Consider the following 21,982-nt stretch of genomic DNA (forward strand, 5'->3'; position numbering starts at 1 on the left):
TAGATAAGATATTTTTGGTTTTTTATATTAAATGATATACTATAAATAAATCATATAAGAAATTTATACAGAAAAGGGTGAGTTAATTTGAATATAGAACTTGAAAGTAAGTTAAGTAAACTTCCAGAGCTAAAAGCAAATTTAAATGAAATGGGGAATTCACTTTGACATCCCTAGCTTAGAAAAACAAAATCAAGAGCTAGAATTTAAGATGCAAGAGAAAGATTTTTGGGATGATATAAATAAAGCTCAAGAAATTACTCAGGAAAGTAAAAGATTAAAAGATAAGATAGAAAGCTTTACTTCATTAGTAAGTAAAATAGAAGATATAGAAGTTTTAAAAGAATTAATGGATGAAGACGACTTAGATACAGCAAATGAAATTATTTCTGAAATTAGATTTGTTCAAAAGGCAGTAGAAAAGTTAAAAGTAGAAACAATGCTATCAGGTGAGTATGACAGAAATAATGCTATTATAACTCTACATACAGGAGTTGGTGGGGCAGATGCTAACGATTGGACATCTATGCTTCTTAGAATGTATACAAGATGGTGTGAGAAAAAAGGTTATTCAGTTGAAATGCTTGATTATCAACCAGGAGATGAGGCTGGAGTTAAAAGTGTAACTCTAAGTGTTAAAGGTGAATATGCATATGGTTATTTAAAAGCTGAAAAAGGAATACATAGAATTGTTAGAATATCTCCTTTTAATGCTAATGGTAAAAGACAAACATCATTTGCATCATTAGAAGTTCTACCAGAACTTACAAAGGATCAGGATATAGAGATAAATCCAGCAGATTTAAAAATAGACACATATAGAGCTAGTGGAGCTGGTGGACAGCATGTTAATAAAACAGAATCAGCTATAAGAATAACTCATATTCCAACAGGAATAGTTGTTCAGTGTCAAAGTGAAAGAAGTCAGTTTGCTAACAAAGATACTGCTATGGGAATGCTTAAGGCAAAGCTTATTGAACTTAAGGAAAAAGCTCATAAAGAAAAGATTGAAGATCTTACAGGTGAATTAAAAGATATGGGTTGGGGAAGTCAAATAAGAAGTTATGTTTTCCAACCATATACAATGGTTAAAGATCATAGAACTAATGTAGAAAATACAAATATTAATGCTGTAATGGATGGAGATTTAGATGACTTCATGGTTGCTTATCTAAGTTCAAACTAAATATTAGAGTTTTATAAATTGAGGATTTGTTTTATAAAGAGAAGGTGGAATAAAGTTAATGAAAAATATAAATGCTATTTTAAGTAAAGAGCTTGGTATTTCTTTAAATCAAGTTGAAAGTGTTATAGAAATGTTAGATGAAGGTAATACAGTTCCTTTCATTGCTAGATATAGAAAAGAGAGAACAGGTGGACTAACAGATGAAGTATTAAGAACTTTTCTTGAAAGACTTACTTATCTTAGAAATCTATCAGATAGAAAAGAAGATGTAATAAGACTTATAGAAGAGCAAGGTAAACTTACAGAAGAACTTAAAAAGAAAATAGAAAATGCTATGAGTCTTACAGAAGTTGAAGATTTATATAGACCTTATAAGCAAAAGAAAAGAACTAGAGCAACTATGGCTGTTGAAAGAGGTCTTAAGCCACTTGCAGATTTAATTCTTTTAGGAGAATTTAAAGGAGACTTAGAAAAAGAAGCTAGCAAGTATATTGATGAAGAAAAAGAAGTAAAATCAATAGAAGATGCTTTAAAGGGTGCTATGGATATTGTAAGTGAAGTAATATCTGATAATGCTGATTTTAGAAAATGGATAAGAGAATTAATCAGAAGAGAAGGGCTTGTTATAACTAAAGGAAAGAGTGAAGAAACTACTCCTTATGAAATGTACTATGATTATAGTGAAGCTGTAAGAACTCTTCCATCTCATAGAATACTTGCTATAAATAGAGGTGAAAAAGAAAAAATATTATCTGTTAGTGTTTCAGTAGATGAAGAAAAGATAGTAAACTTCTTAAAGAATAGATTACTTAAGAAAAATAATATAACAGATAAATATTTAGAGGAATCTATAAAAGATTCATTAAAAAGACTTATCTATCCTTCAGTTGAAAGAGAAATAAGAGCTGAGCTTACTGATAAAGGTGAAGAGGGCGCTATAAATATATTTAAAGCGAACTTAAAATCATTATTAATGCAAGCACCTATTAAAGGAAAGGTTGTTATGGGATATGATCCTGGATTTAGAACAGGATGTAAAATAGCTGTTCTTGATGATACAGGAAAATTCCTTGAAAATACAACAGTATATCCAACTACTTCAGCTAATATGGTTAAAGATGCAGTTAAAAAAATGAAGGAACTTATTTATAAACATAATGTTGAGCTTATATCACTTGGTAATGGAACAGCTTCAAGAGAATCAGAAGAAGTTATAGCTGAAATGTTAAAAGAAATAAAAGATGAATCAGGTAAAGATATATTCTATGTAATAGTTTCTGAAGCTGGTGCCTCAGTTTATTCAGCATCTAAGCTAGCAAATGAAGAGTATCCAGATTTAGATGTAACTGTTAGAGGAGCTATTTCAATAGGAAGAAGACTTCAAGATCCACTTGCAGAGCTTGTTAAAATAGAGCCAAAAGCAATAGGTGTAGGACAATATCAACACGATGTTACTGCTAAAAAGCTTGATGAATCATTAAAAGGAATAGTAGAGGACTGTGTTAATAGTGTTGGAGTAGACCTTAATACAGCAACACCAGCACTTTTAAGTTATATATCAGGAGTTAATTCAACTATTGCTAAAAATATAGTTGAATATAGAGAAGAAAATGGTAAATTTAAATCAAGAAAAGAGCTTTTAAAAGTTAAAAGACTTGGGCAAAAAGCCTATGAACAATGTGCAGGATTCTTAAGAGTTGCTGAAAGTAAAGAATATCTTGATAATACAGCAGTTCACCCAGAATCATATAAACATGCAACAAAGCTTATAGAAATTCTTGATTATACAAAAGATGAATTAAAGCAAGGTAAGCTTATAGATATAGATGAAAGAGTTAAAGAAAAAGGAATTAAAAACTTAGCAAAAGAGCTTGAAATAGGAGAACCTACTCTAAATGATATAATAAAGGAAATTAAGAAACCAGGAAGAGATCCAAGAGAGGAATTACCAAAGCCTATATTTAAATCTGGTGTCATAGATATGAAAGATTTAAAACCTGGAATGAAGCTTATGGGAACAGTAAGAAATGTATCTGATTTTGGTGCATTTGTTGATATTGGAGTTCATCAAGATGGACTTGTTCATAAGAGTCAAATGGCAAATAGATTTATAAAACATCCTTTAGATGTAGTAACACTTGGAGATGTAATAGAAGTTACTATATTAGAAGTAGATTTAAAGAGAAAAAGAATATCATTAACTATGAAAAATTAATAAAAGGGAAGTTATTTTATATAAAATAACTTCCTTTTTAAATTTTAAAAAATTATAAAATTTTACAATATCTAAAAAGTCTATTGAATTTCTAAATAAGTAGAGATATAATTTAATTAAAAAATAAATATCTTCAGGGCGGGGCGTAATTCCCCACCGGTGGTAAAGCCCACGAGCTACAGTGTTAGCATGATTTGGTGAAATTCCAAAGCCGACAGTTAAAGTCTGGATGAAAGAAGGTAAAATAGATAACTCAATCTTATTATTAGAATATTTTAGCCCTGGTACAAGTCTGTACTGGGGTTATTTTTTATTTTATAGATAGAAGGTTGAGTATAAATTAATACCTGTTGCCTTAGAAGTGAAATTCTAGGAGGAATAAAAAAATGAATACCAGTAAAAAACTTAGTATTAACATTAAGATAGGAATACTTAGCGCTATAGCTTTTATCTTAATGATGTTTGAAGTACCTATAGTACCTGCATTTCCATGGTTACAAATTGATTTAAGTGATGTACCAGCTTTAATTGGAGCATTTGCTTTTGGACCTGTAGCAGGAGTTGTAATAGAGTTACTTAAAAACGTACTAAAAATGCTTTTAATGGGAACAAGCACAGGTGGAGTAGGAGAAATTGCTAACTTTCTTATAGGAATAGCTTTTGTTGTTCCAGCAGCAATTGTTTATAAAAAAGGCAATACTAAAAAATTAGCAATCGTAGGAATGTTGGTAGGAACAGTAGCTATAGTGCTTATGGGAATACTAGCAAATATCTTTATATTATTACCTCTATATGGAATGAAAATGACAGCTACTCAGTTAACAAGCTATATAATAGTAGGGATAATACCTGTTAATATTATTAAAGCTGTGTTAGATTCAGTTGTAACTTATATTTTATATAAGAAATTAGCAACTACAATGTTTAAAGTAGCCCCTATGGAGAATAGTACAAATAGAAAAAATATATATACACTAAAAGATTAAAAAGTAGAAAATGTTAATAATAGTAAAGATAAAACAAAAAAGATAATTTAGTGAAAAAACAAAAGGATGTCTCAATATTTTGAGACATCCTTTTTAAATATTTTTATTTGACATTAAAATAGCTGTTTCACCATCTCTATAGTATTTTTTTCTTTCGCCATCAATATTGAAATTATGCTTCTTATATAAATTTTGAGCAGCAATATTAGATTCACGTACTTCTAGAGTTACTATAGTTGTGTTATTTTCTTTACAATATTCTATAATATTTTCAATAAGGAAGCTTCCAAGTCCTTGTCTTCTAAAGTTTGGTGAAATAGTAATACTATTTATATTTGCTTCTCCAGCAATAATCCAGATGTTAGCAAAGCCACAGATTTCATTATCTTTTAAAACAACAAAGCAATGTGCAAGATGATTAATAAGCTCTGCATTTAAAGTAGATTTACTCCAGCCTTCGCCACCAGAAAATGCTTGTGAAGTTACTTTTAAAACATCTGAAATATCATCAGTTGTCATTAATCTAAACTCTAACAAATTTATATCCCCATTCTCTTTTCGTATTCAGTTTCAGCCTGAGATTTTCTAAGATATACAGGAACAAATTCATTAAGAGGATTTGTAAGTCCATTTGTAAGTCTTTCTATTGCAAGTTCTCCAAGTGATGAAGCTTTTGGATATAGACAGTTCATTGGAGCAAAGTTTGCAAGCTTAACTTCTTCTTTAAGTCTTGCTTGATGTTTTTGTGTTGCATCTCCTATAAATATAACTTTTTCTCCTCTTTCATTCAAAGTAGAAATAAGCTCTTCTAAAGATGAGCAAGAAGCCTCTGAAATAGATGTAAGCTTTCCATTTACATTTTTATAAAGATTTGTATAAACATTATCTCTAAGTGCATCTATTATAGGACAGATTATTCCATCAAAAGTCATAGCATTATAAGCTAAAGTTTCAAGTGATGAAATTGAAACACAAGGTTTCTTTGAACCAAGTGCTAAACCTTTTATTGTTGCCATTCCTATTCTAAGACCTGTAAATGAACCAGGACCTTCTGAAATGGCAAATGCATCTATATCTTTTATTGTTAAATCATAATCTGTTAAAAGTCTATCTATTAAATCCATTAAAATAACAGAATGTTGTTTTTTACTATTTAAATTTATTTCTCCAAGAATTTGATCATTTTTAACTAAAGCACAAGTAGCAGTGCTTGATGATGAATCTACTGCTAAAACTAACATATTTTAATCTCCTTTATATAATCATAAGAATTACCGTAGCTTTCTAGAGTTATTTTTCTAAAGTTTTCACCTTTTTCAGGCATTTTTCTGATATTTATATATAAATATTCTCTTGGTATAAGTTCTTCTATGTAATTAGCCCATTCAATTAAGCTAACACCTTCACCAAAGATATATTCATCAAATCCTATTGCATATATTTCATCAGGATCATCTACTCTATATACATCAAAATGGTATAAGCTAAGTCTTCCACTGTGATATTCATTTACTATGTTAAAAGTAGGACTTGTAATATGTTCAGTAATTCCAAGACCTTCAGCAATACCTTTACTCATATGAGTTTTACCTGTTCCAAGGTCACCTGTTAAACAGATTATATCTCCCTTTCCTGCAAGTTTACCTATTTGTCTACCTATATTTAAAGTATCTTCAACACTATTAACTATAAACTCCATATTGATATCTCCTTTCAGTAATATGTAAATTACTTCTTTAAATATTCTATCTAATATTTATTAAAAAGAAAAGGAAAGCTTTTGTTTTAATTATGACCATAATTATTATATATATAAGAAGTATTCAATTATATTAGAAAAATTTTAGGTAGTAATAGTAGTGTTAAGTAAGTGTTTATGGGACTTTTTTATTATAAGACAAATTATTTTAAAAAAATTTAAAAAAAGACTTGCAATTTGTTTTTATAGCATATATAATAATTTATGTAATCAAGCGGAAACGCATTAAAGGGGTATGGCTCAATTGGTAGAGTAGTGGTCTCCAAAACCATTGGTTGCGGGTTCGAGTCCTGCTGCCCCTGCCAGATAGAAGATTTAGATTTAATCTAAATCTTCTTTTTTTTTATTTATTTTTATAAATTAAAATTAGAAAATATTACTATGAATTAAATTTTATAAATGTGGCATTCTATTAGTGTAGGAGGGAAAGAAATTAAAAAAGTTTCTGAAAACCTACTAATTTTAAACCAAATATCCAAGGAGGGATTCATTATGTCAAAGAATTATAAAGCAAAAGCAGATTTATCAGGATTTAAAGCTGAAGTAGCTAGAGATTTAGGAGTATCATTCAAGGAATACAACGGTGATTTAAGCGCAAGACAATGTGGTTCTGTAGGTGGGGAAATGGTTAAAAGAATGGTAGAAGACTACGAAAGTAAGCACGGAGAACAATAATTTCTCTAACTTTTAGTTAACTACTAAAATGACCAAATAGCCAAGGAGGGATTCATTATGTCAAAGAATAATAAAGCAAAAGCAAGTTTAGCAGGATTCAAAGCTGAAGTAGCTAATGATTTAGGTATAACATTTAAAGAGTATAATGGCGATTTAAGTGCAAGACAATGTGGTTCTGTAGGTGGCGAAATGGTTAGAAGAATGGTAGAAGAATATGAAAGTCACCTAAGCGAGTAACCTTAACGAAAGTATTATAGTGGAGTAAAAATGATTTTACAACATTTAATATATTTTGCGAAAGGGTGTTTGTGATGGATGGACCACCAGAGATTAGTTTTAAAAAATTAATTTAAAATCTTCTATCTAAAGGGAAGACTACTTAAAAGATAATTTTATTAACTTTTAAGTGGTCTTTTCTTTTTATAAAAATAAATATGATTAAAAAGTTAATAAAAAGTTAATAATTTAAATTGATAGATTGATTGACAATAGTAAGGATAAAAAGTATCCTATAATCATAGATGCAAATTATTTGCAAGTAGAATGGAATTTTAGGAGTATTTTATGAAAAGAAAAATAATATTTGCAACTGCAATAGTTGCAATATTGAGTATATTAGGCTTTATAGGCATTACTAAAAAACATGAAGTTGATGCAGCGGAGCAAGGAAAAATAAAGGTTATGGCTAGTATTTATCCCCTTAAGGAGTTTGCTCAAATAATAGGAGGAGATAAGGTAATAGTTAGATCAATGGTTCCAGATGGAGCAGAACCACATGATTTTGAACCAAAGAGTAAAGATATAGTACATCTTAATAGCTCACAGCTATTTTTATATAATGGACTTGGAATGGAGCATTGGGTTGATAAAGTTCTTGCTATGATAGAAAATAAAAATTTAGAAGTAGTAAATACATCAAAAAATACTAATGTAATTTTAGTAGATAAAGATGGAGAAGAAGTACATGATGAGCATGAAAATCATGGAGATGATGATGACCATCATGATCATGGAAGACAAGATCCACATATATGGTTAAGTCTAAAAGAAGCTAAAAATCAATCAAAGCTTATAGAAGAAGCTCTTATAAAGATTGACCCTGCTAATGCAAGTTATTATACAAATAACTATAATAATTTTGCTGCAAAACTTGACAGTTTATATGATGAATATTCTAAAAAGTTTGCTAGCCTGCCAAATAAAAACTTTGTTACAGGTCATGCAGCCTTTGGATATTTATGTAGAGATTTTGGCTTAAAGCAAGAAAGCGTCGAAGATGTATTTGGAGAAGGTGAAATAACTCCACAACATTTAAAGCAAATATCAGAATATTGTAAGGCTAATAATGTAAAAACAATATTTATGCCTGACTCAACAAGTGAAAAAGTATCTCAAACATTAGCTAATGAAGTTGGAGCAAAACTTGTTAAGATTTCTAGTTTAGAAAGTCAAAATGGAAATAAAACTTATCTTCAAACAATGGAAGATAATTTAAGTACAATATATAATAATTTAAAATAATATATTTTAAATTTAGATGTCCTAATACAAGGGCATCTTTTTTTATTATTAATAAATTTTTAAATACTTATATAAATCAAAAAATATTAAAAACTAATGGTATAATTTTGTTATGTAAACTATAAACTATAACTATTGAAGGGGGTAAGTTATGTTTAATAGGATAGATTTTTATAAGGAAAGAATAGAGAAAAAAGAAAAGGAATTTAGAGAATATAAAAATAGATATAATTTTATAAGTTTTCTAAGATTATTAGATGTTGCTTTGATAATATTCTTTCTAGCTTATTGGTATTTTGGTAGCAATTTTAAAATTGTATCTGCTGTTGGAAGTGTTATTGGAGTAGTTATATTTATATTTTTAGCTAAATGGCATGAGGGCATAGATGAATTATTAGCAGAGATAAATAATTCAATACAATTAAATACTGATGATATTAAAAGAAATAATGGTGAGTGGAAAGAATTTAAGGATACAGGAAAAGAGTATCTGGATATTAAGCATAAATTTGCGGGAGATTTAGATGTTTTTGGTGATAAGTCATTTTTCCAATGGATTAATGCAACAAAGACTCCATATGGAAGAGAAATTTTAAAAAATAAACTTTTATTAAATGAATATATAAGTAAAAATGAAATATATAAAACTCAGGAAGCTTTAAAGGAATTAGGAAAAAAAGTTGAACTTAGAGAAAGGTTCTTATCAGCTCTTATTAGTAATAAGAAAAGAACAGAAAAAAGTAAACATTATCTTATAGAATGGGCTAAAGAAAGAAATCATAATATTTTATCTAGTGGAATCTATATGTTAAGAATAGTTGCACCTGTAATAACGGTACTTACATTAATTCTTTCTTTTAGTGGTAAGATAAACTTCTTATTCTTTTTAAGTATATTTATTATTAATCTTGCTATTATAAGTACAGTTGGTAAGCAAGTTAATGAAGGTTTAGAATTATTTGAAGAACTAAAATATAAGATTTCAGGTTATGTAAAAGCTCTAGAAATTTTAGAAAATGAAGAGTTTAAGTCTGATAAGCTTAATCAGATAAAAAGAGCTATTATAAATGGTGAAGGAGCAAGTAAAAGTCTTAAAAAACTATATAATATGAGTTCTTGGCTCAATGATAGGGGAAATGCTTTTTACTTTGTTTTAAATGGAATTCTATATTGGGATTATCAAATTCTTTGTAGAGCAGAGAAGTGGAAAGAACAATATGGTGAAAAAGTTGAAGAGTGGATGAATGCTTTAGGTGAATTTGAAGCTTTAGAAAGTTTAAGTGTTTTAGCAAATGAAGAATATACATTACCTACAATAAATGATGATTTAATAATTGAAGCAGAGGAAATAGTTCATCCTATGATTGTTGATAATGGTGTTAGAAATAGTTTTAGATTAGATGAGCAAAAAAGAGTTGCACTTATAACTGGATCTAATATGTCAGGAAAAAGTACATTTTTAAGAACTATAGGATTTAGTATGTTCTTATCTTATCTTGGACTGGGAGTTAAGGCTCAGAAGTTTAGTCTTCCAATAGTTAATATCTATACTTGTATGAGAATAGGCGACAATTTAAATGAAAGTATATCTTCATTTTATGCAGAAATACTAAGAGTTAAAAGTATAGTTGAAGGAGCTAAAAAAGGTGAGAGAATTATGTTCTTATTAGATGAAATATTTAAAGGAACTAATTCATTAGATAGACATGAAGGGGCAGAGGTTCTTATAAATCAACTTTTAAAGGGAAAGAGCATAGGACTTGTTTCTACTCATGATTTAGAACTTTGTAATATGGAGGAAAAACAAAGTGAAATAATAAACTATAACTTTAGAGAATACTATGAGAATAATAAGCTAAGATTTGATTATAAACTTAGAAAAGGTATTTCAACAACAAGAAATGCTAGGTATCTTATGAAAATGGCAGGTATAGAGATAGATACCTAATACGTGTAACCATTATAAACACTTAGACAAAGCTAGGTAAATCTGCTATAATAATATAATAGTTAACATAATAAATAGAAAATTAAGCCTTTTTTAAAAGGCTTTTTTTTGTGAATTAAGAAGATTGCAGAATAGTAGGAGGAATACAGTTGTTTACAGAGAATATAAAAGCAAAAGAATATTACATAAAGGATTTGTTAAGCCCTAAGTTCTTATTTGAAATTCCAGATTATCAAAGAGCTTATTCATGGACAACAGAAAATCTAAAACAACTAGTTGATGATATAAATGATTCAATTAATTTAAATAGTGGAAGAGAGTTTGAAAACTTTGAACCCTATTTCATAGGAAGTATAGTTCTTTGTGGAAAAGAATATAAAGATGATGGTTGGGGTCGTTATGATGTAATAGATGGACAACAAAGATTAACATCTTTAATAATGCTTATAGCAACAATTAGAGATATGATTCAAAATGAAGAGTATAAGAAAGTACTTGCTTCTTTAATCTATCAAGAAGCTAATGAGCTTATGGGAATTAAAGAAAACATAAGAGTTAGAGTTAGAGGAAAAGAAGAAGAGTTCTTTAAGAAATATGTCTTAGCTGAAAATGGTACAAACCTTATAGATGAAATAGATAGAGAAGATTTAACAGAAACTAAAATGAATATGTTAAATGCTCTTGAAGTATTTAAGGCTAGCTTCAAAGATGAAAATGGAAATATATTAGATGAAAAGTTAAATAACTTTATAAAATACTTATTACAAAAGGTTGTACTTGTAGTAATAAAGACAAATTCATTTGAATCAGCATTTAGACTATTTAATGTTATAAATGCTAGAGGATTACCTCTTACAAATGCAGATCTTTTAAAGAGTGAAAACTTAAGAGTTATACCACAAGAAAAGAGAGCAGAATTTACTCAAATATGGGAAAATGATGAATTAGATCTTGGTAAGGATAACTTAGAAATGCTTATCGGATTTATGAGAGCTATAAATCTTAAGAAGAAAGCAGAAGTTTCATTATATGAAGAATTTAGTAAGAATATTTTTGTTGATAATAGAGATTATTTAGGAGAAAACTTTATAAATCATATGCATAGCATTAAAGAATTATATAGTAAATATATAGTAGATGCCGATTTAGATATAGAAGATAAGAATACAGTTATTTTCTATAAGAATTTAATTAAGCTTATGATTGAAGTTTTACCATATGAAGAGTGGATGGCTGCAGTTATCAGATTTGTAGAAAAGTATAAAAATGATGATAAAGCAGTTGTAGAATTTGTTAAGCTTCTTGAAAAGAGAGTTGTTATTGATTGGGTAAATGGAAATTCATTTGCAGATAGATTAAACAGAGTTTATGATATAATTAAGGCAATTGATGAGACAAGCTCATTAGAAGAATTAAGAAATAGCGAAGTATTTATTTCAGATTTAGAAAGAACATCAGCTTACTTTAAGAATGCATTAAATGATATTGATTTCTATAGTAAGGGAAGAATGACAGTTCCAAAGTATGTTCTAATAAGAATGGATATAGAATTAAATCCAGGAGTTGAAGTTGATTATTATGGAAATAAGATAATGATAGAACATATACTTCCAAGAAATGCGAAGGATTCATACTGGGTAGGAAACTTTAAAGCAGACCAAAGAAGAAATTGGGCTAATAAGTTTGGTAACTTAGTTCTTATATCAGGAGCAAAGAATACAAGACTTAATAATAAGCCATTTGATGAAAAAGTTGAAGAATACTTAAGTAAGAAGGGTCAATTTAAGATAACAGAGGAAGTATTCAAAAATAAAGAATGGAATATGGAAAGTTTAGAAGAAAGACATAATACTCTTGTTGAAAGAGCTTTAAATCTTTGGACTAAATTTTAATAATAAGTAATAAAGATTTACTAATTTAAAACTCCAAAGAGACTAAGTTTATATAATCTCTTTGGGGTTTTTTTAAAATATTATTTTACAAGTTTATAGGAAAGGAGTGTTAGTATGGAATTTCAAAAAAATCAAAAAAGGTTTTTAAATAGTAAGAAGACAGGTATTAATATTATTAAAGGTGAAGTAGATACAGGAAAAACAACAGTGGCTTTATATAAGGCTGTTGATTTTGAAAATAATTATTGTATTTATAATGATGATAAGGTTTTATTTATATCTTCAACTGCTGATAAAGCTAAAAGAGCTAATGAAATATATTTGTCTGCAAAAATTGAGATGCAAGATGAGTTTTATTCCTTATTCTCAACAGCAAATAAGGAGAGGTTTGAAGTTAAGGGAATAAATCAATTTATAGAGTTATATTCAAAAGCTTATATGAGAGAAAATAAGCTGTTCTTAGTTTATGCTAAAAAAAGTATTAAGTTAAGAGTGTTAGAAAAGTTATATAATCAACATAAGAAAGAGAATAGCTTAAGTAGATTTTTAGAAAATGTATCATTAGATTATTTATTACAAGAAATAGAATGGATAAAGTCAGCAGCTTTTAGTTTAAATGAATATTTAGAAATCTCAAGAAGAGGCAGAGGAAAAAATATTAGAACTAATTCAGAAACTAGAAAGAAAATATACGATTTATATGAAACTTATAGTGTTGAATTAAATAAAATAGGATATATGGATAAATATGATGAAGTTTTATTTGCTATAAAACATTCAAAAAAAATAGCACAAAAATATAGTCATATAATTTTAGACGATTGTGAATCTTTAACAAGAGCAGAATTTAAATTTATACAGTCTATAAAAAATAATAAATATGGAAATTTAATATTTATTATAAATAAGCTTAGCAGTACTAAAGAAAATAAATGGCTCGATAAAGGAAGAAATATTTCTACAATAGCAGGAGATATAAAAGGAAGAACATTTACTTTTAAAAATAAGTTTAAGAATAAGGATAAAGTACAAAGTTCTATAAAAAATTATGAGTATATAGATATGAGACATAATAAAGTATTTAATTTTAGTATAGATACTTTAAATACATTAGATGAAATAATACTTAATAGAGATGATAAAGAAGAATTATTAATTAAAAATGAATTATTAAAAGTACCTGTTTATAGTAAAATAGCAGCGGGATCACCAATAGAGATAAATGAACTTATTGAAGATAATATGAATATTCCAAAAGAGTTTTTAGGAACTGAGAAGGAAGTATTTATGCTTCAAGTTAAGGGTGATAGTATGATAGATAAAAATATTGAAGATGGAGATTTTGTTCTTATAAAAAGACAAAATTCTGCTTATCACAATGAGATAGTCGCAGCTTCTATTAATGGAAGTGCGACTTTAAAGACACTAAATCTTAATGCTGAAAAACCACTTTTAATGCCTGCTAACGCAAAGTATGAGCCTATAAAGTTGGAAGGAAAAGATGTAAATATACTAGGAGTCATATTAGGTACACTTAAAAATAAAGATAATTAATGAAAAAATATCTAATTTATGGCATAATTGTATATGGATATAATAGTGAGGGGATGTAAAAAATGGGATTTATAATAATAGACTTAGAATTTAATAATATGCAAAATATAACAAAGTACTACCCTAATATCTATGAAGAGTGCAAAGAATTAAGACAACTTAATGTTCAAAATGAGATAATTGAAATTGGTGCTGTTAAATTAGATAAGTTTATGAAAAAGACAGCTGAGTATAAGACTTATGTAAAACCGAGTATTTTTAAAGTTTTAAACCCAAAAATAACTGAAATAACAGGGATTACTAATGAGCATCTTAAAAATGGAGTTAGCTTTGAAGAGGCTATGAATGGTTTAAAAGACTTTGTTGGAGAAGGATATATAGTATGTTCTTGGGCAACAGATGATATAGCTGAAATCATATCAAATGCTAAGTATCACAATTATAAAGATATCAATTGGATAGATGAATATTTAGATGTTCAATATTATTGTACAAAGATGTTAGCACATAAAAAAGTCTTAGGTCTTAAAACAGCCTTAGAAGAATTAAAGATAAAGGTTGATAAGAATAAATTACATGATGCTCTTAATGATGCGGATTATACAGCTGAAGTATTTAAAAGACTTTATAATGGTAGAATTGTTAGAGAATATATAGTAAAAGATGTGTATAATATGCCATCTATACGTGTGAAAGATTTAAAAAATTATAACGCTGAAGAAATAGATATAGATTTTAAATGTCCTAAATGTAATAAGGAGGTTTCAGTTGATTATCCACTAGCTTTATTTAGCTGGAGATTTGTATCTTTAGGAAGATGTAAAAAGTGTGATAATAAGCTTTTACAAGAAGTTATTTTAAAGAAAACTTTATCTGGGGGGATTGCATATAAAGATGCAGTTACTTCTTTAGATGATTATGATTATATGAATTATTCATATAAATTTAAGAGTAAAAAGAAATATTAATTTAATATTTGAATTCTTCAATATGTGATAAAATAAAAATGGTGATATTTTATCATTAGAAAATAAAAAAAGAGGTATGGGTTAATATTATGAATATAGCTTTTTTTCTAACTCCTAAAATAGAGGTTGTTCATGAAAAGATAGATGCTACAATGCGTCAAGTAATTGAAAGAATGGAACGTCATGGCTATACAGCAATTCCGCTTATAGATAATAACGGAGTTTATATAGGTACGCTTACAGAAGGGGATCTGTTATGGAAACTTAAAAATACAGATGGACTTAGTTTTGAAAATACTAATGAAATAAAAATAAAAGATGTTGAAAGAAGAGTGAATCATAAGAGTGTCTCTATAAATTCAGATATGGATAGTTTAATCTCTCTAGCAATTTCTCAAAATTTTGTTCCTGTAGTAGATGATGAGGGGATATTTATAGGAATAATAAAAAGAAGTGATATAATTGAGTATTGCTATTCACATTTATGCGAAGAAAAAGTAAATAAAGAAAAAGTGATATAAAAAAAGCTATCTTATATGATAGCTTTTTATTTTTTAAAACATTTATTTATAGATTCAAGTATTAGTTTTTTATTTGAAAGATTTATTTCTTTATCAGTAGGGAGATAGATAGCTAGTATTTTTTTATTTTTAACTCCTAAAATAATATTTTGATTTAGTTTTCTATTAAGCAGTTCTTCTTTATAAAAATCATTTAAAAATTTTATTAGTTTATTAGAATCTCCAAATAAATTAACTTTATTTTCTTTAAGCTTATTTTCTAATTTCTCAATAGTTTGACTAATTACTATATCAAAGTTTAGAGTGTTCCAGTAAATAAAATTATTATCAATAGAAGAGAGGAATTCTCTGTTTCTAGGAGTTAAAAATCTTACCTTAGGATATTCTCTTGAGATGTTAGACCAAAGGCTACTATCTTTTCCACTATCAAAAACTATAAAATATCCATAATCAAATTCAGTTCTAATAAGTCTACCAAAACATTGTTTAAAGCTTGTTATAACTCTAGGTAGATTTATAGTATTAAAACTTTTGCCATTAGCCATAAGTTTTGAATATAAAGGGGTACTAGGATTTATAACTGGTAGTTTATCCATTAAAACACAGCTAAGAGAATCTCCAGGAATATCAATACCTTCAAAGAAACCTCTTGAACCAAGTAAAATAGATTTTTCAGAAGTATCTTGAAGTTTACTAATATCTCTTTTACCTGTATAGATTTTAAAATTAGCTGATTCAGAGAATATAGAAATTTTTTCTTTGAACTCATCTAATCTTTTTTTACTTGTAAATAATATTAATAAATTACCTGGCACTTTCATTAATATATCTAGAGTTGTTTTAACCATATATTTTATAAAGTCAGATTCATAATATCTAGGTGAATCTAAAAGAGAAACAGCAATACTTCTTTTTGGTAAATCAAAAGTATTTTCTACATCTAGTACCTCATTTAAGAAGGTATGTTCTACCTTATCTATTGCAAGAGAATTCTTAAATTGAGTGTAGCTATTTCTATTTTTAAGTGTAGCAGATAAAAAGCTACAACTAGAAAGGGTATTTAAAAACTTTTCAAAGAAAATTAAAGCAGAATTTAAATCCTTTATATAGGCCTCCCAAAAAGTAGAGTTCTTATTAGTAAAGTAGCCGTAGCAATTTGATTGTTCATGTTCTGCTGTATATAGTTCTATAAAATCTATGTATTCTTTAAGTCTATCAACTTTTTTTATAAGAATTTCTCCTCTAGTTTTAATTCTTGGCTCATCTAAGTTATTATTTTCTATAAATTTTTGCATACTTTTATATATATCTAGCAAATCTTCCTTTAAAACTAATAGTTCATGTTTTATAGTTTCATAATTTTTATATGACTTATCAAAAGTTATATCTAGATCATATTCAAGATGAAGTCCATTAAGAGAAAGATAAGATATCTTATCTATTGTATTAAATGAAGTATTAATTTTATCTCTTATTGATTCTCTAAAGTTTGCATTTCTATTTTGAGTGAACTTCCATACATAGTTTAAGTAACCTTTATTTTTATTGTAATCTAGAATTTCTAAAAGTAGAGCTTTGATTCCTTTTGAATTTAAAGTAGCTGCATAAGCATCAAAAATAGAATCGCTAAGATTATGAGCCTCATCTATAATTACATTTTTTATTTCATCTTCATAAGACCATTTTAGTAGGAGAGAGTGATTAAGAACTACTATAGAGCTTTCTTTTAGTTTCTCTACAACTGATTTATAGAAGCATTTTTTTTGACAACGATTTATATCACAACCATCACTATCAGCACTACAAAATGGAAGAAGAGAATTTAATTTAAAATGTTCTTTAAGATAATAATTAATCTCTTCAAAATCTCCGTACTTTCCTTGATAAGTATATCTATGTAAAAAAGCAATTCCTAACTTCTCAAGAGTAGATCTAGTAGGATCTAAAAGACTTTCATTTAAAATATCATCTATAACTTCAGGGCATAAGTAATTTCCTTTACCTTTTATATTAACAAAATCTACTTTGTGATTAAGGTCAAATGCATTTAAAAGGAAGGGAATATCTTTTTCAGTTAACTGTCTTTGAAGCTCTTTAGTATTAGTTGATATAAATATTTTCTCACCAGTATAATAAGCTTTTATTATAGAGGGAAGAAGATATGCTATACTTTTACCAGTTCCAGTAGGAGCCTCAATTATAGATATTAATTCTTTATCTAAGGTATTTCTAACATTTTTCATAACTTTATATTGAGCTTCTCTAAACTTATAATTAGGACTTATCTTTTTAAAGTTTTCAATATCTTTTAAGCTTTCCTCACATTTCTTATTTATATCTAAAGTAAATGTAGGCTCAGTAAGGTCATCATTAAATACATAAGCTTCTTTTAATTTAAATATTTCTTCTGTAAGGTTAAATGATGTTAAATAATCTATCCAAGGCCAATCCTTAAGAAGTGGAGCATAAAAACTTATAAATTCACCAATATCATTTCTTTCTAAGATTAAATTTATAAGTTCTATTGTATACTCAATATTTTTGTTAGATCTATTTATAAATTCTTTAGATAGTATATTTTCAGTTAAGTATTTTAGTGAATATTCTTTATGATAAGGCTCTAAAAGAGCAATAAGTTCTAGGGCATCTAGAAATTTATTTTTTATAACTTTATTACAATTAAAGAAAGCTATTTCTAAGAATTCTTTTTTTATTCTAGTATTATAAGAAATTAATTTAAAGTTTCCTATAAAGGAATTAAAATCATCAATTACTTCTTCTAAATCCTTAGCATTTCTCAAATCACTTAATTTTAAATTATCTATTTTTTCAAGAGCAGTTTTTGATACTTTTTTCTTATTTTTTATAAGGCTATTAAAATGAAAGATTTTATCGTCAGTAAATTTTATAGCAGATAGTTCTAAGATTTCTCCGTCATTAGAACTTGTGTTGCTTGTTTTTAAATCTATATAAACTATATTTTTAAAATAAGAACTTAACATAATTGTGCTCCTTTTGTTTTTTATAATATAGTCAATTATATATTAAATAGAAGATACAGTCATTCTATAATTTGATAAGAGTTTAAATTAATACTATAATTATTAACAAAAATAAAAACTATAGTATACGAAATTAAAAAAATAAAGGGGAAGAGATATGATAGCAATTTTATCACCAGCAAAGACAATAGATGAAAGTAAAGCAAAAATAGATATAGATACAACAACTCCAAGATTTTTAGAAAAATCAGAAAGAGTTATGAATGAGCTTAAAAAATATGAGATACCAGAGCTTTGTAAGCTTATGAAGATTAATGATAAGCTTGGAGAGTTAAATTTTATGAGAAATCAAGATTGGAAGCCTTTTGATGGAAGTGAGAGAAAAGCAGCAGTATTATCTTTTCATGGGGAAGCATATAAAGGTTTAGATGCTCAAAACTTTGATAAAGAGGATTTAGAATTTTGTGATAAACATCTTAGAATACTTTCAGCTGTTTATGGAAGTATAAGACCTCTTGATGGACTTATGCCTTATAGATTAGAAATGGGACTTAAATTATCTGTTGATGGAAGTAAGAATCTTTATGATTTTTGGTCAGATACTCTTACAGAAAGTATAATTGATGATTTAAGTAAAGATGAGGAAGGAGTTTTAGTTAATCTTGCCTCAGATGAATATTCAAAAGTTTTAAAGCTTAAAGGAAAAGTAAGAGTAGTTACTCCTATATTTAAAGAAAGAAGAGGATTTGATTATAAAATAGTAACTATATATGCTAAAAAGGCTAGAGGAATGCTTGTTAATTATATGGTGAAAAATAGATTAACAAATGTAGAAGAATTAAAGAACTTTGATGAAGAAGGATATGAATTTAATGAAGAATTATCAGATAAAGATAATTTTGTTTTCACAAGAGAGAATTTTTAAAGCTTCATAGGTGAAAAACTTTTCATAAAACTTATAAACATTATGTTAAAAATATACTTATATGTATTATTTTAATTTATTATATAATTAAAGTGATATATAGGGGGGATAAGTATAAAATTAAAGAAGAAATCATTAAAAAAGAAAATTGGTTTAATTAGTTTATGGGTAATTTTGTTTATATTAGTTGTTGCAGCTAGTACTGTTATTTATTTTAGAGCTTCCATGTTTAAAAATATGAGGGTGGAGAATGGAGAGCTTATCTATGAAGAAGGTTTTGATAAAAGAAAGAAAAGTGATTTAAAAAATGTAAGTATAGAATATAAAGATAAAATAGAAGAAATTAATGATATAGAATTTATCTATAACGGAAAAAAATTAGATTTTGAATATAAAATATATGAAAATAATCAAAGATATTATATTCCTTTAGAAGAAGGTCTTAATAAATTAAATATAAAATTTAAGAATATAGAAGATAATTATTTATTTAATGATGTAAGCTTAGATTTAAAAAATAATGCATTTACTTTAAATGATCATGCTTATAGTGTTCTAGGGAAGGCATTACATATAGATAATAAGACTTATATATCATTAAATGATTTTGAAAATATGTTAGGACTTAAAGATCACTGGAATCATGAAGAGAAAAAAATTTATATATTTGAAAATAAAGATTCAATAAAAGCTAGAGATAGAGAGCAGATGTCAGGAAAACCAGCATTAATTAGACTTGAAGATGTATCAGCAGGTAATAAGTATATTACAAGTGAGGGAATTGAAAAAACAAAGTTAATGGCTGATTTACTTTATCAAAGAGGAGCTAAGTTTAATGTAGCTTGGATTTCTAGATTTAAAGACCCTAGTAAAAAAATAGATAATGATTTATTAGAAAATAGAAGTATGGCAAATGTTCAATTTATAAATATGCTAGATTATCTTATATTTAGAGGAGGAACAGTTGGACTTCATGGATATACTCATCAAGCTGGAATATATGCAAGTGCAGTTGGTAGTGATTTAAGTAAAGAGTTTAATAGTTCAGAAGAAGAAACAAGAAATATTGTTGAATCAGCTATAAAAATATCAAAAATACTTAATATACCTGTTTCATTCTTTGAAAGTGGACATTATCACGCCACTAGAAAACAGCAAGCCATAATAGAAGAATATTTTGATATTTGTTATGAACCATATAAATATTATTGGAACTTTAGACCTATGATTAGTAAAAGGAATGATTTTACTGTATATGTTCCAACTCCTCTTTCATATATAAAAGATGAAAATGGTGAGGAAGTAGTAAATAAAATTAATAAAAATAAGAATAATAATGTTTTAGCAAGTTTATTTTTACATCCAACAAAGGAAATGAATTTTATAAAAATTTCAGATATTGATGAAAATGGTGTTACTTATTTTGAGTATGATAAAAATTCACCACTTAATAATATTTTAAATGAATTAGAGAGAACAGGATATGTTACCGTATCAGTGAATAGCTTTAGGTAGCTTGAGTTATTTAGAATACTTATGTAAAATAAAAGAAGAAATAACAATAATAATTGTGTGTTATAAGGAGATGAAAATCATGGATAATGAAAATATGTCAATGAGTGACTTAATGAATGATTTTGAACTAAAGAATTTCCATAAGGGAGAAATCGTTAAAGGAAAAGTTGTAAGCGTTAGAAATGATGAAATAATAGTTAATATAGGTCATTTTGCTGATGGAGTAGTTTCAAGAAATGAAATATCAAATGATAGTGATTTTGATATAAATGAAATAAAAGTAGATGATGAAATCTATGTTATGGTTTTAAGTGGAGATGATGGAGAAGGTAATGTTTCATTATCAAAGAAAAGAGCTGATGCTATAAAGGCTTGGGATAACATTGAAGAATTATTTGAATCAGGAAAGAGTCTACAAGTTAAGCTTAAAGAAGTTGTTAAAGGTGGAATAGTTGCTTTTATATCAGGAATTAGAGTATTTATGCCAGCTTCACAATGTGCAGCTAGAAGAGTTGAGAATTTAGAGGAATTAGTAGGTAAAACTTTAGAAGTAAAGATTATCGAATTCAATAAAGAAAATAGAAAAGTTGTTATTTCAAGAAGAGTTATTGAAGAAGAAGAACTGAAAAAAGAAAAGACAGCTCTTTGGAAAACTATAAAAGAAGGCGAAAAGAGAAAAGGTAAAGTAACTAAGATTCTTAAATTCGGAGCTTTTGTTAATATTGGCGGAGTTGAAGGATTAATTCATATTAATGATTTAGCTTGGACTAGAGTTAAGAGAGTTGAAGATATTTTATCAGTTGGTGATGAAGTAGAAGTATATATTAGAAGTGTAGACTTAGCAAAAGAAAGAATGGAACTATCATTAAAAGATGTTTGTGAAAATCCATGGGTAAAAGTATCAAATGAACACAATGTTGGAGATACTGTAAATGCTAAGATAGTAAGATTTATTCAAGTTGGTGCTATTGCAGAAATAGAAGATGGAATTGAAGGCTTAGTTCATATTTCAGAAATTACAGATGAAAATATAACTTCAGCAGAGGATGTATTAAAGCTTGGACAAGAAGTTAAAGTTAAGATACTATCAATAGATGCAGAAAATGAAAAGTTATCACTTAGCATAAAAGATGCTTCAGAAAAATCAACAGAATACTTACAATATAATGATGATGAAGATGGTTTCACTTTAGGTGATGTTTTTAAAGATTTCAAATTTTAATTAGTAAAAAGAAGTTATTTTAGTAAAAATAACTTCTTTTTTATATTTTATCGCCCTACATTATGATTAAATTAAAAATGAGGTCATTGTATT

18 protein-coding genes, 1 tRNA gene and 1 riboswitch are annotated in these 21,982 nt (G+C 27.2%); of the genes, 15 read left to right on the forward strand and 4 right to left on the reverse strand.

All coding sequences use genetic code 11. From position 1 onward, the window contains the following. The first annotated feature begins 87 nt into the window (after positions 1–87). From prfB to BN8917_RS05975, 3 genes are all read left to right on the forward strand, one after another. Positions 88–1,186, forward strand: a protein-coding gene (gene prfB, locus BN8917_RS05965) for a peptide chain release factor 2 (RefSeq protein WP_187117188.1) whose coding sequence is annotated in 2 segments (ribosomal slippage) — positions 88–165 and positions 167–1,186 — 1,098 coding nt in all. Because the reading frame shifts where the segments join, the coding sequence is not laid out codon by codon here. A 58-nt stretch (positions 1,187–1,244) separates the two neighbouring features. After that, positions 1,245–3,401 carry a Tex family protein gene (locus BN8917_RS05970; RefSeq protein WP_066871863.1) on the forward strand — a complete coding sequence of 719 codons (2,157 nt, stop codon included), beginning with the start codon at positions 1,245–1,247 and terminating at the stop codon, positions 3,399–3,401. Between the two features lie 125 nt (positions 3,402–3,526). After that, a riboswitch (FMN riboswitch) is annotated at positions 3,527–3,646 on the forward strand. 141 nt (positions 3,647–3,787) lie between these two features. Then, positions 3,788–4,387 carry an ECF transporter S component gene (locus BN8917_RS05975; RefSeq protein ID WP_066871866.1) on the forward strand — a complete coding sequence of 200 codons (600 nt, stop codon included), beginning with the start codon at positions 3,788–3,790 and terminating at the stop codon, positions 4,385–4,387. Positions 4,388–4,480: 93 nt separating this feature from the next. Here the strand turns inward: BN8917_RS05975 and rimI are convergent, their stop codons facing one another. The 3 genes from rimI to tsaE are packed head-to-tail and all read right to left on the reverse strand — an operon-like array spanning position 4,481 to position 6,086. Then, on the reverse strand, positions 4,481–4,924 hold the full coding sequence (gene rimI / locus BN8917_RS05980; RefSeq protein WP_084748503.1) for a ribosomal protein S18-alanine N-acetyltransferase: 444 nt from the start codon (positions 4,922–4,924) through the stop codon (positions 4,481–4,483). A gap of 2 nt (positions 4,925–4,926) precedes the next feature. Next, complete coding sequence (tsaB, locus tag BN8917_RS05985; RefSeq protein WP_066871872.1) at positions 4,927–5,628, reverse strand: tRNA (adenosine(37)-N6)-threonylcarbamoyltransferase complex dimerization subunit type 1 TsaB; 702 nt, start codon at positions 5,626–5,628, stop codon at positions 4,927–4,929. Then, positions 5,622–6,086, reverse strand: a complete 465-nt coding sequence (gene tsaE / locus BN8917_RS05990; RefSeq protein ID WP_066871876.1) for a tRNA (adenosine(37)-N6)-threonylcarbamoyltransferase complex ATPase subunit type 1 TsaE — start codon at positions 6,084–6,086, stop codon at positions 5,622–5,624. The genes tsaB and tsaE overlap by 7 nt, the downstream gene beginning before the upstream one ends. 289 nt (positions 6,087–6,375) lie before the next feature. Here tsaE and BN8917_RS05995 point away from each other — a divergent pair. The 9 genes from BN8917_RS05995 to BN8917_RS06035 all read left to right on the forward strand — a co-directional run bounded on the left by BN8917_RS05995 (position 6,376) and on the right by BN8917_RS06035 (position 15,225). Beyond that, positions 6,376–6,451: transfer RNA gene (locus BN8917_RS05995), tRNA-Trp, on the forward strand. 187 nt (positions 6,452–6,638) lie between these two features. Continuing rightward, complete coding sequence (locus BN8917_RS06000; protein ID WP_066871878.1) at positions 6,639–6,821, forward strand: alpha/beta-type small acid-soluble spore protein; 183 nt, start codon at positions 6,639–6,641, stop codon at positions 6,819–6,821. A 57-nt stretch (positions 6,822–6,878) separates the two neighbouring features. Then, the gene (locus BN8917_RS06005) at positions 6,879–7,058 is read left to right on the forward strand and encodes an alpha/beta-type small acid-soluble spore protein (protein WP_066871881.1); all 180 of its coding nucleotides are present in this window, start codon (positions 6,879–6,881) and stop codon (positions 7,056–7,058) included. Between the two features lie 327 nt (positions 7,059–7,385). Beyond that, on the forward strand, positions 7,386–8,342 hold the full coding sequence (locus tag BN8917_RS06010; protein ID WP_066871884.1) for a metal ABC transporter solute-binding protein, Zn/Mn family: 957 nt from the start codon (positions 7,386–7,388) through the stop codon (positions 8,340–8,342). 151 nt (positions 8,343–8,493) lie between these two features. Continuing rightward, positions 8,494–10,290 (forward strand): MutS family DNA mismatch repair protein, encoded by a 1,797-nt coding sequence (locus BN8917_RS06015; protein ID WP_066871887.1) that lies wholly within the window; start codon positions 8,494–8,496, stop codon positions 10,288–10,290. Positions 10,291–10,439: 149 nt separating this feature from the next. Beyond that, positions 10,440–12,182: a DUF262 domain-containing protein gene (locus tag BN8917_RS06020; RefSeq protein ID WP_066871890.1), complete on the forward strand. Its 1,743-nt coding sequence runs from the start codon at positions 10,440–10,442 to the stop codon at positions 12,180–12,182. A 114-nt stretch (positions 12,183–12,296) separates the two neighbouring features. Further along, positions 12,297–13,736, forward strand: coding sequence for a transcriptional repressor LexA (gene lexA / locus BN8917_RS06025; protein WP_066871893.1), 1,440 nt, complete (start codon positions 12,297–12,299; stop codon positions 13,734–13,736). Positions 13,737–13,798: 62 nt separating this feature from the next. Further along, positions 13,799–14,704, forward strand: a complete 906-nt coding sequence (locus BN8917_RS06030; protein WP_066871895.1) for a 3'-5' exonuclease — start codon at positions 13,799–13,801, stop codon at positions 14,702–14,704. An 89-nt stretch (positions 14,705–14,793) separates the two neighbouring features. Then, positions 14,794–15,225: a CBS domain-containing protein gene (locus BN8917_RS06035; RefSeq protein WP_066871897.1), complete on the forward strand. Its 432-nt coding sequence runs from the start codon at positions 14,794–14,796 to the stop codon at positions 15,223–15,225. Between the two features lie 26 nt (positions 15,226–15,251). Here BN8917_RS06035 and BN8917_RS06040 read toward each other — a convergent pair whose 3' ends face one another. Then, positions 15,252–18,227 carry a helicase C-terminal domain-containing protein gene (locus BN8917_RS06040; protein WP_066871900.1) on the reverse strand — a complete coding sequence of 992 codons (2,976 nt, stop codon included), beginning with the start codon at positions 18,225–18,227 and terminating at the stop codon, positions 15,252–15,254. A gap of 157 nt (positions 18,228–18,384) precedes the next feature. Between BN8917_RS06040 and yaaA the strand changes: the two genes are divergently transcribed. From yaaA to rpsA, 3 genes are all read left to right on the forward strand, one after another. Further along, positions 18,385–19,152, forward strand: coding sequence for a peroxide stress protein YaaA (gene yaaA / locus BN8917_RS06045; protein WP_066871903.1), 768 nt, complete (start codon positions 18,385–18,387; stop codon positions 19,150–19,152). Between the two features lie 174 nt (positions 19,153–19,326). Continuing rightward, a complete protein-coding gene (locus BN8917_RS06050) occupies positions 19,327–20,667 on the forward strand; it encodes a DUF2334 domain-containing protein (protein ID WP_066871906.1) in 1,341 nt (446 codons plus the stop codon). Positions 20,668–20,746: 79 nt separating this feature from the next. Continuing rightward, complete coding sequence (gene rpsA / locus BN8917_RS06055) at positions 20,747–21,889, forward strand: 30S ribosomal protein S1 (RefSeq protein WP_066871911.1); 1,143 nt, start codon at positions 20,747–20,749, stop codon at positions 21,887–21,889. The last annotated feature ends 93 nt before the right edge of the window (positions 21,890–21,982 follow it).

The organism is Clostridium mediterraneense (genome assembly GCF_900091705.1).
Lineage (GTDB): Bacteria > Bacillota > Clostridia > Clostridiales > Clostridiaceae > Sarcina > Sarcina mediterraneense.

Bases quoted from the DNA above. Each gene is read 5' to 3' on its own strand.
- BN8917_RS05970 (WP_066871863.1), top strand. From the start codon at position 1,245: ATGAAAAATATAAATGCTATTTTAAGTAAAGAGCTTGGTATTTCTTTA.
- BN8917_RS05975 (WP_066871866.1), top strand. From the start codon at position 3,788: ATGAATACCAGTAAAAAACTTAGTATTAACATTAAGATAGGAATACTT.
- tsaB (WP_066871872.1), bottom strand. From the start codon at position 5,628: ATGTTAGTTTTAGCAGTAGATTCATCATCAAGCACTGCTACTTGTGCT.
- tsaE (WP_066871876.1), bottom strand. From the start codon at position 6,086: ATGGAGTTTATAGTTAATAGTGTTGAAGATACTTTAAATATAGGTAGA.
- BN8917_RS06000 (WP_066871878.1), top strand. From the start codon at position 6,639: ATGTCAAAGAATTATAAAGCAAAAGCAGATTTATCAGGATTTAAAGCT.
- BN8917_RS06005 (WP_066871881.1), top strand. From the start codon at position 6,879: ATGTCAAAGAATAATAAAGCAAAAGCAAGTTTAGCAGGATTCAAAGCT.
- BN8917_RS06010 (WP_066871884.1), top strand. From the start codon at position 7,386: ATGAAAAGAAAAATAATATTTGCAACTGCAATAGTTGCAATATTGAGT.
- BN8917_RS06015 (WP_066871887.1), top strand. From the start codon at position 8,494: ATGTTTAATAGGATAGATTTTTATAAGGAAAGAATAGAGAAAAAAGAA.
- lexA (WP_066871893.1), top strand. From the start codon at position 12,297: ATGGAATTTCAAAAAAATCAAAAAAGGTTTTTAAATAGTAAGAAGACA.
- BN8917_RS06030 (WP_066871895.1), top strand. From the start codon at position 13,799: ATGGGATTTATAATAATAGACTTAGAATTTAATAATATGCAAAATATA.
- BN8917_RS06035 (WP_066871897.1), top strand. From the start codon at position 14,794: ATGAATATAGCTTTTTTTCTAACTCCTAAAATAGAGGTTGTTCATGAA.
- BN8917_RS06040 (WP_066871900.1), bottom strand. From the start codon at position 18,227: ATGTTAAGTTCTTATTTTAAAAATATAGTTTATATAGATTTAAAAACA.
- yaaA (WP_066871903.1), top strand. From the start codon at position 18,385: ATGATAGCAATTTTATCACCAGCAAAGACAATAGATGAAAGTAAAGCA.
- rpsA (WP_066871911.1), top strand. From the start codon at position 20,747: ATGGATAATGAAAATATGTCAATGAGTGACTTAATGAATGATTTTGAA.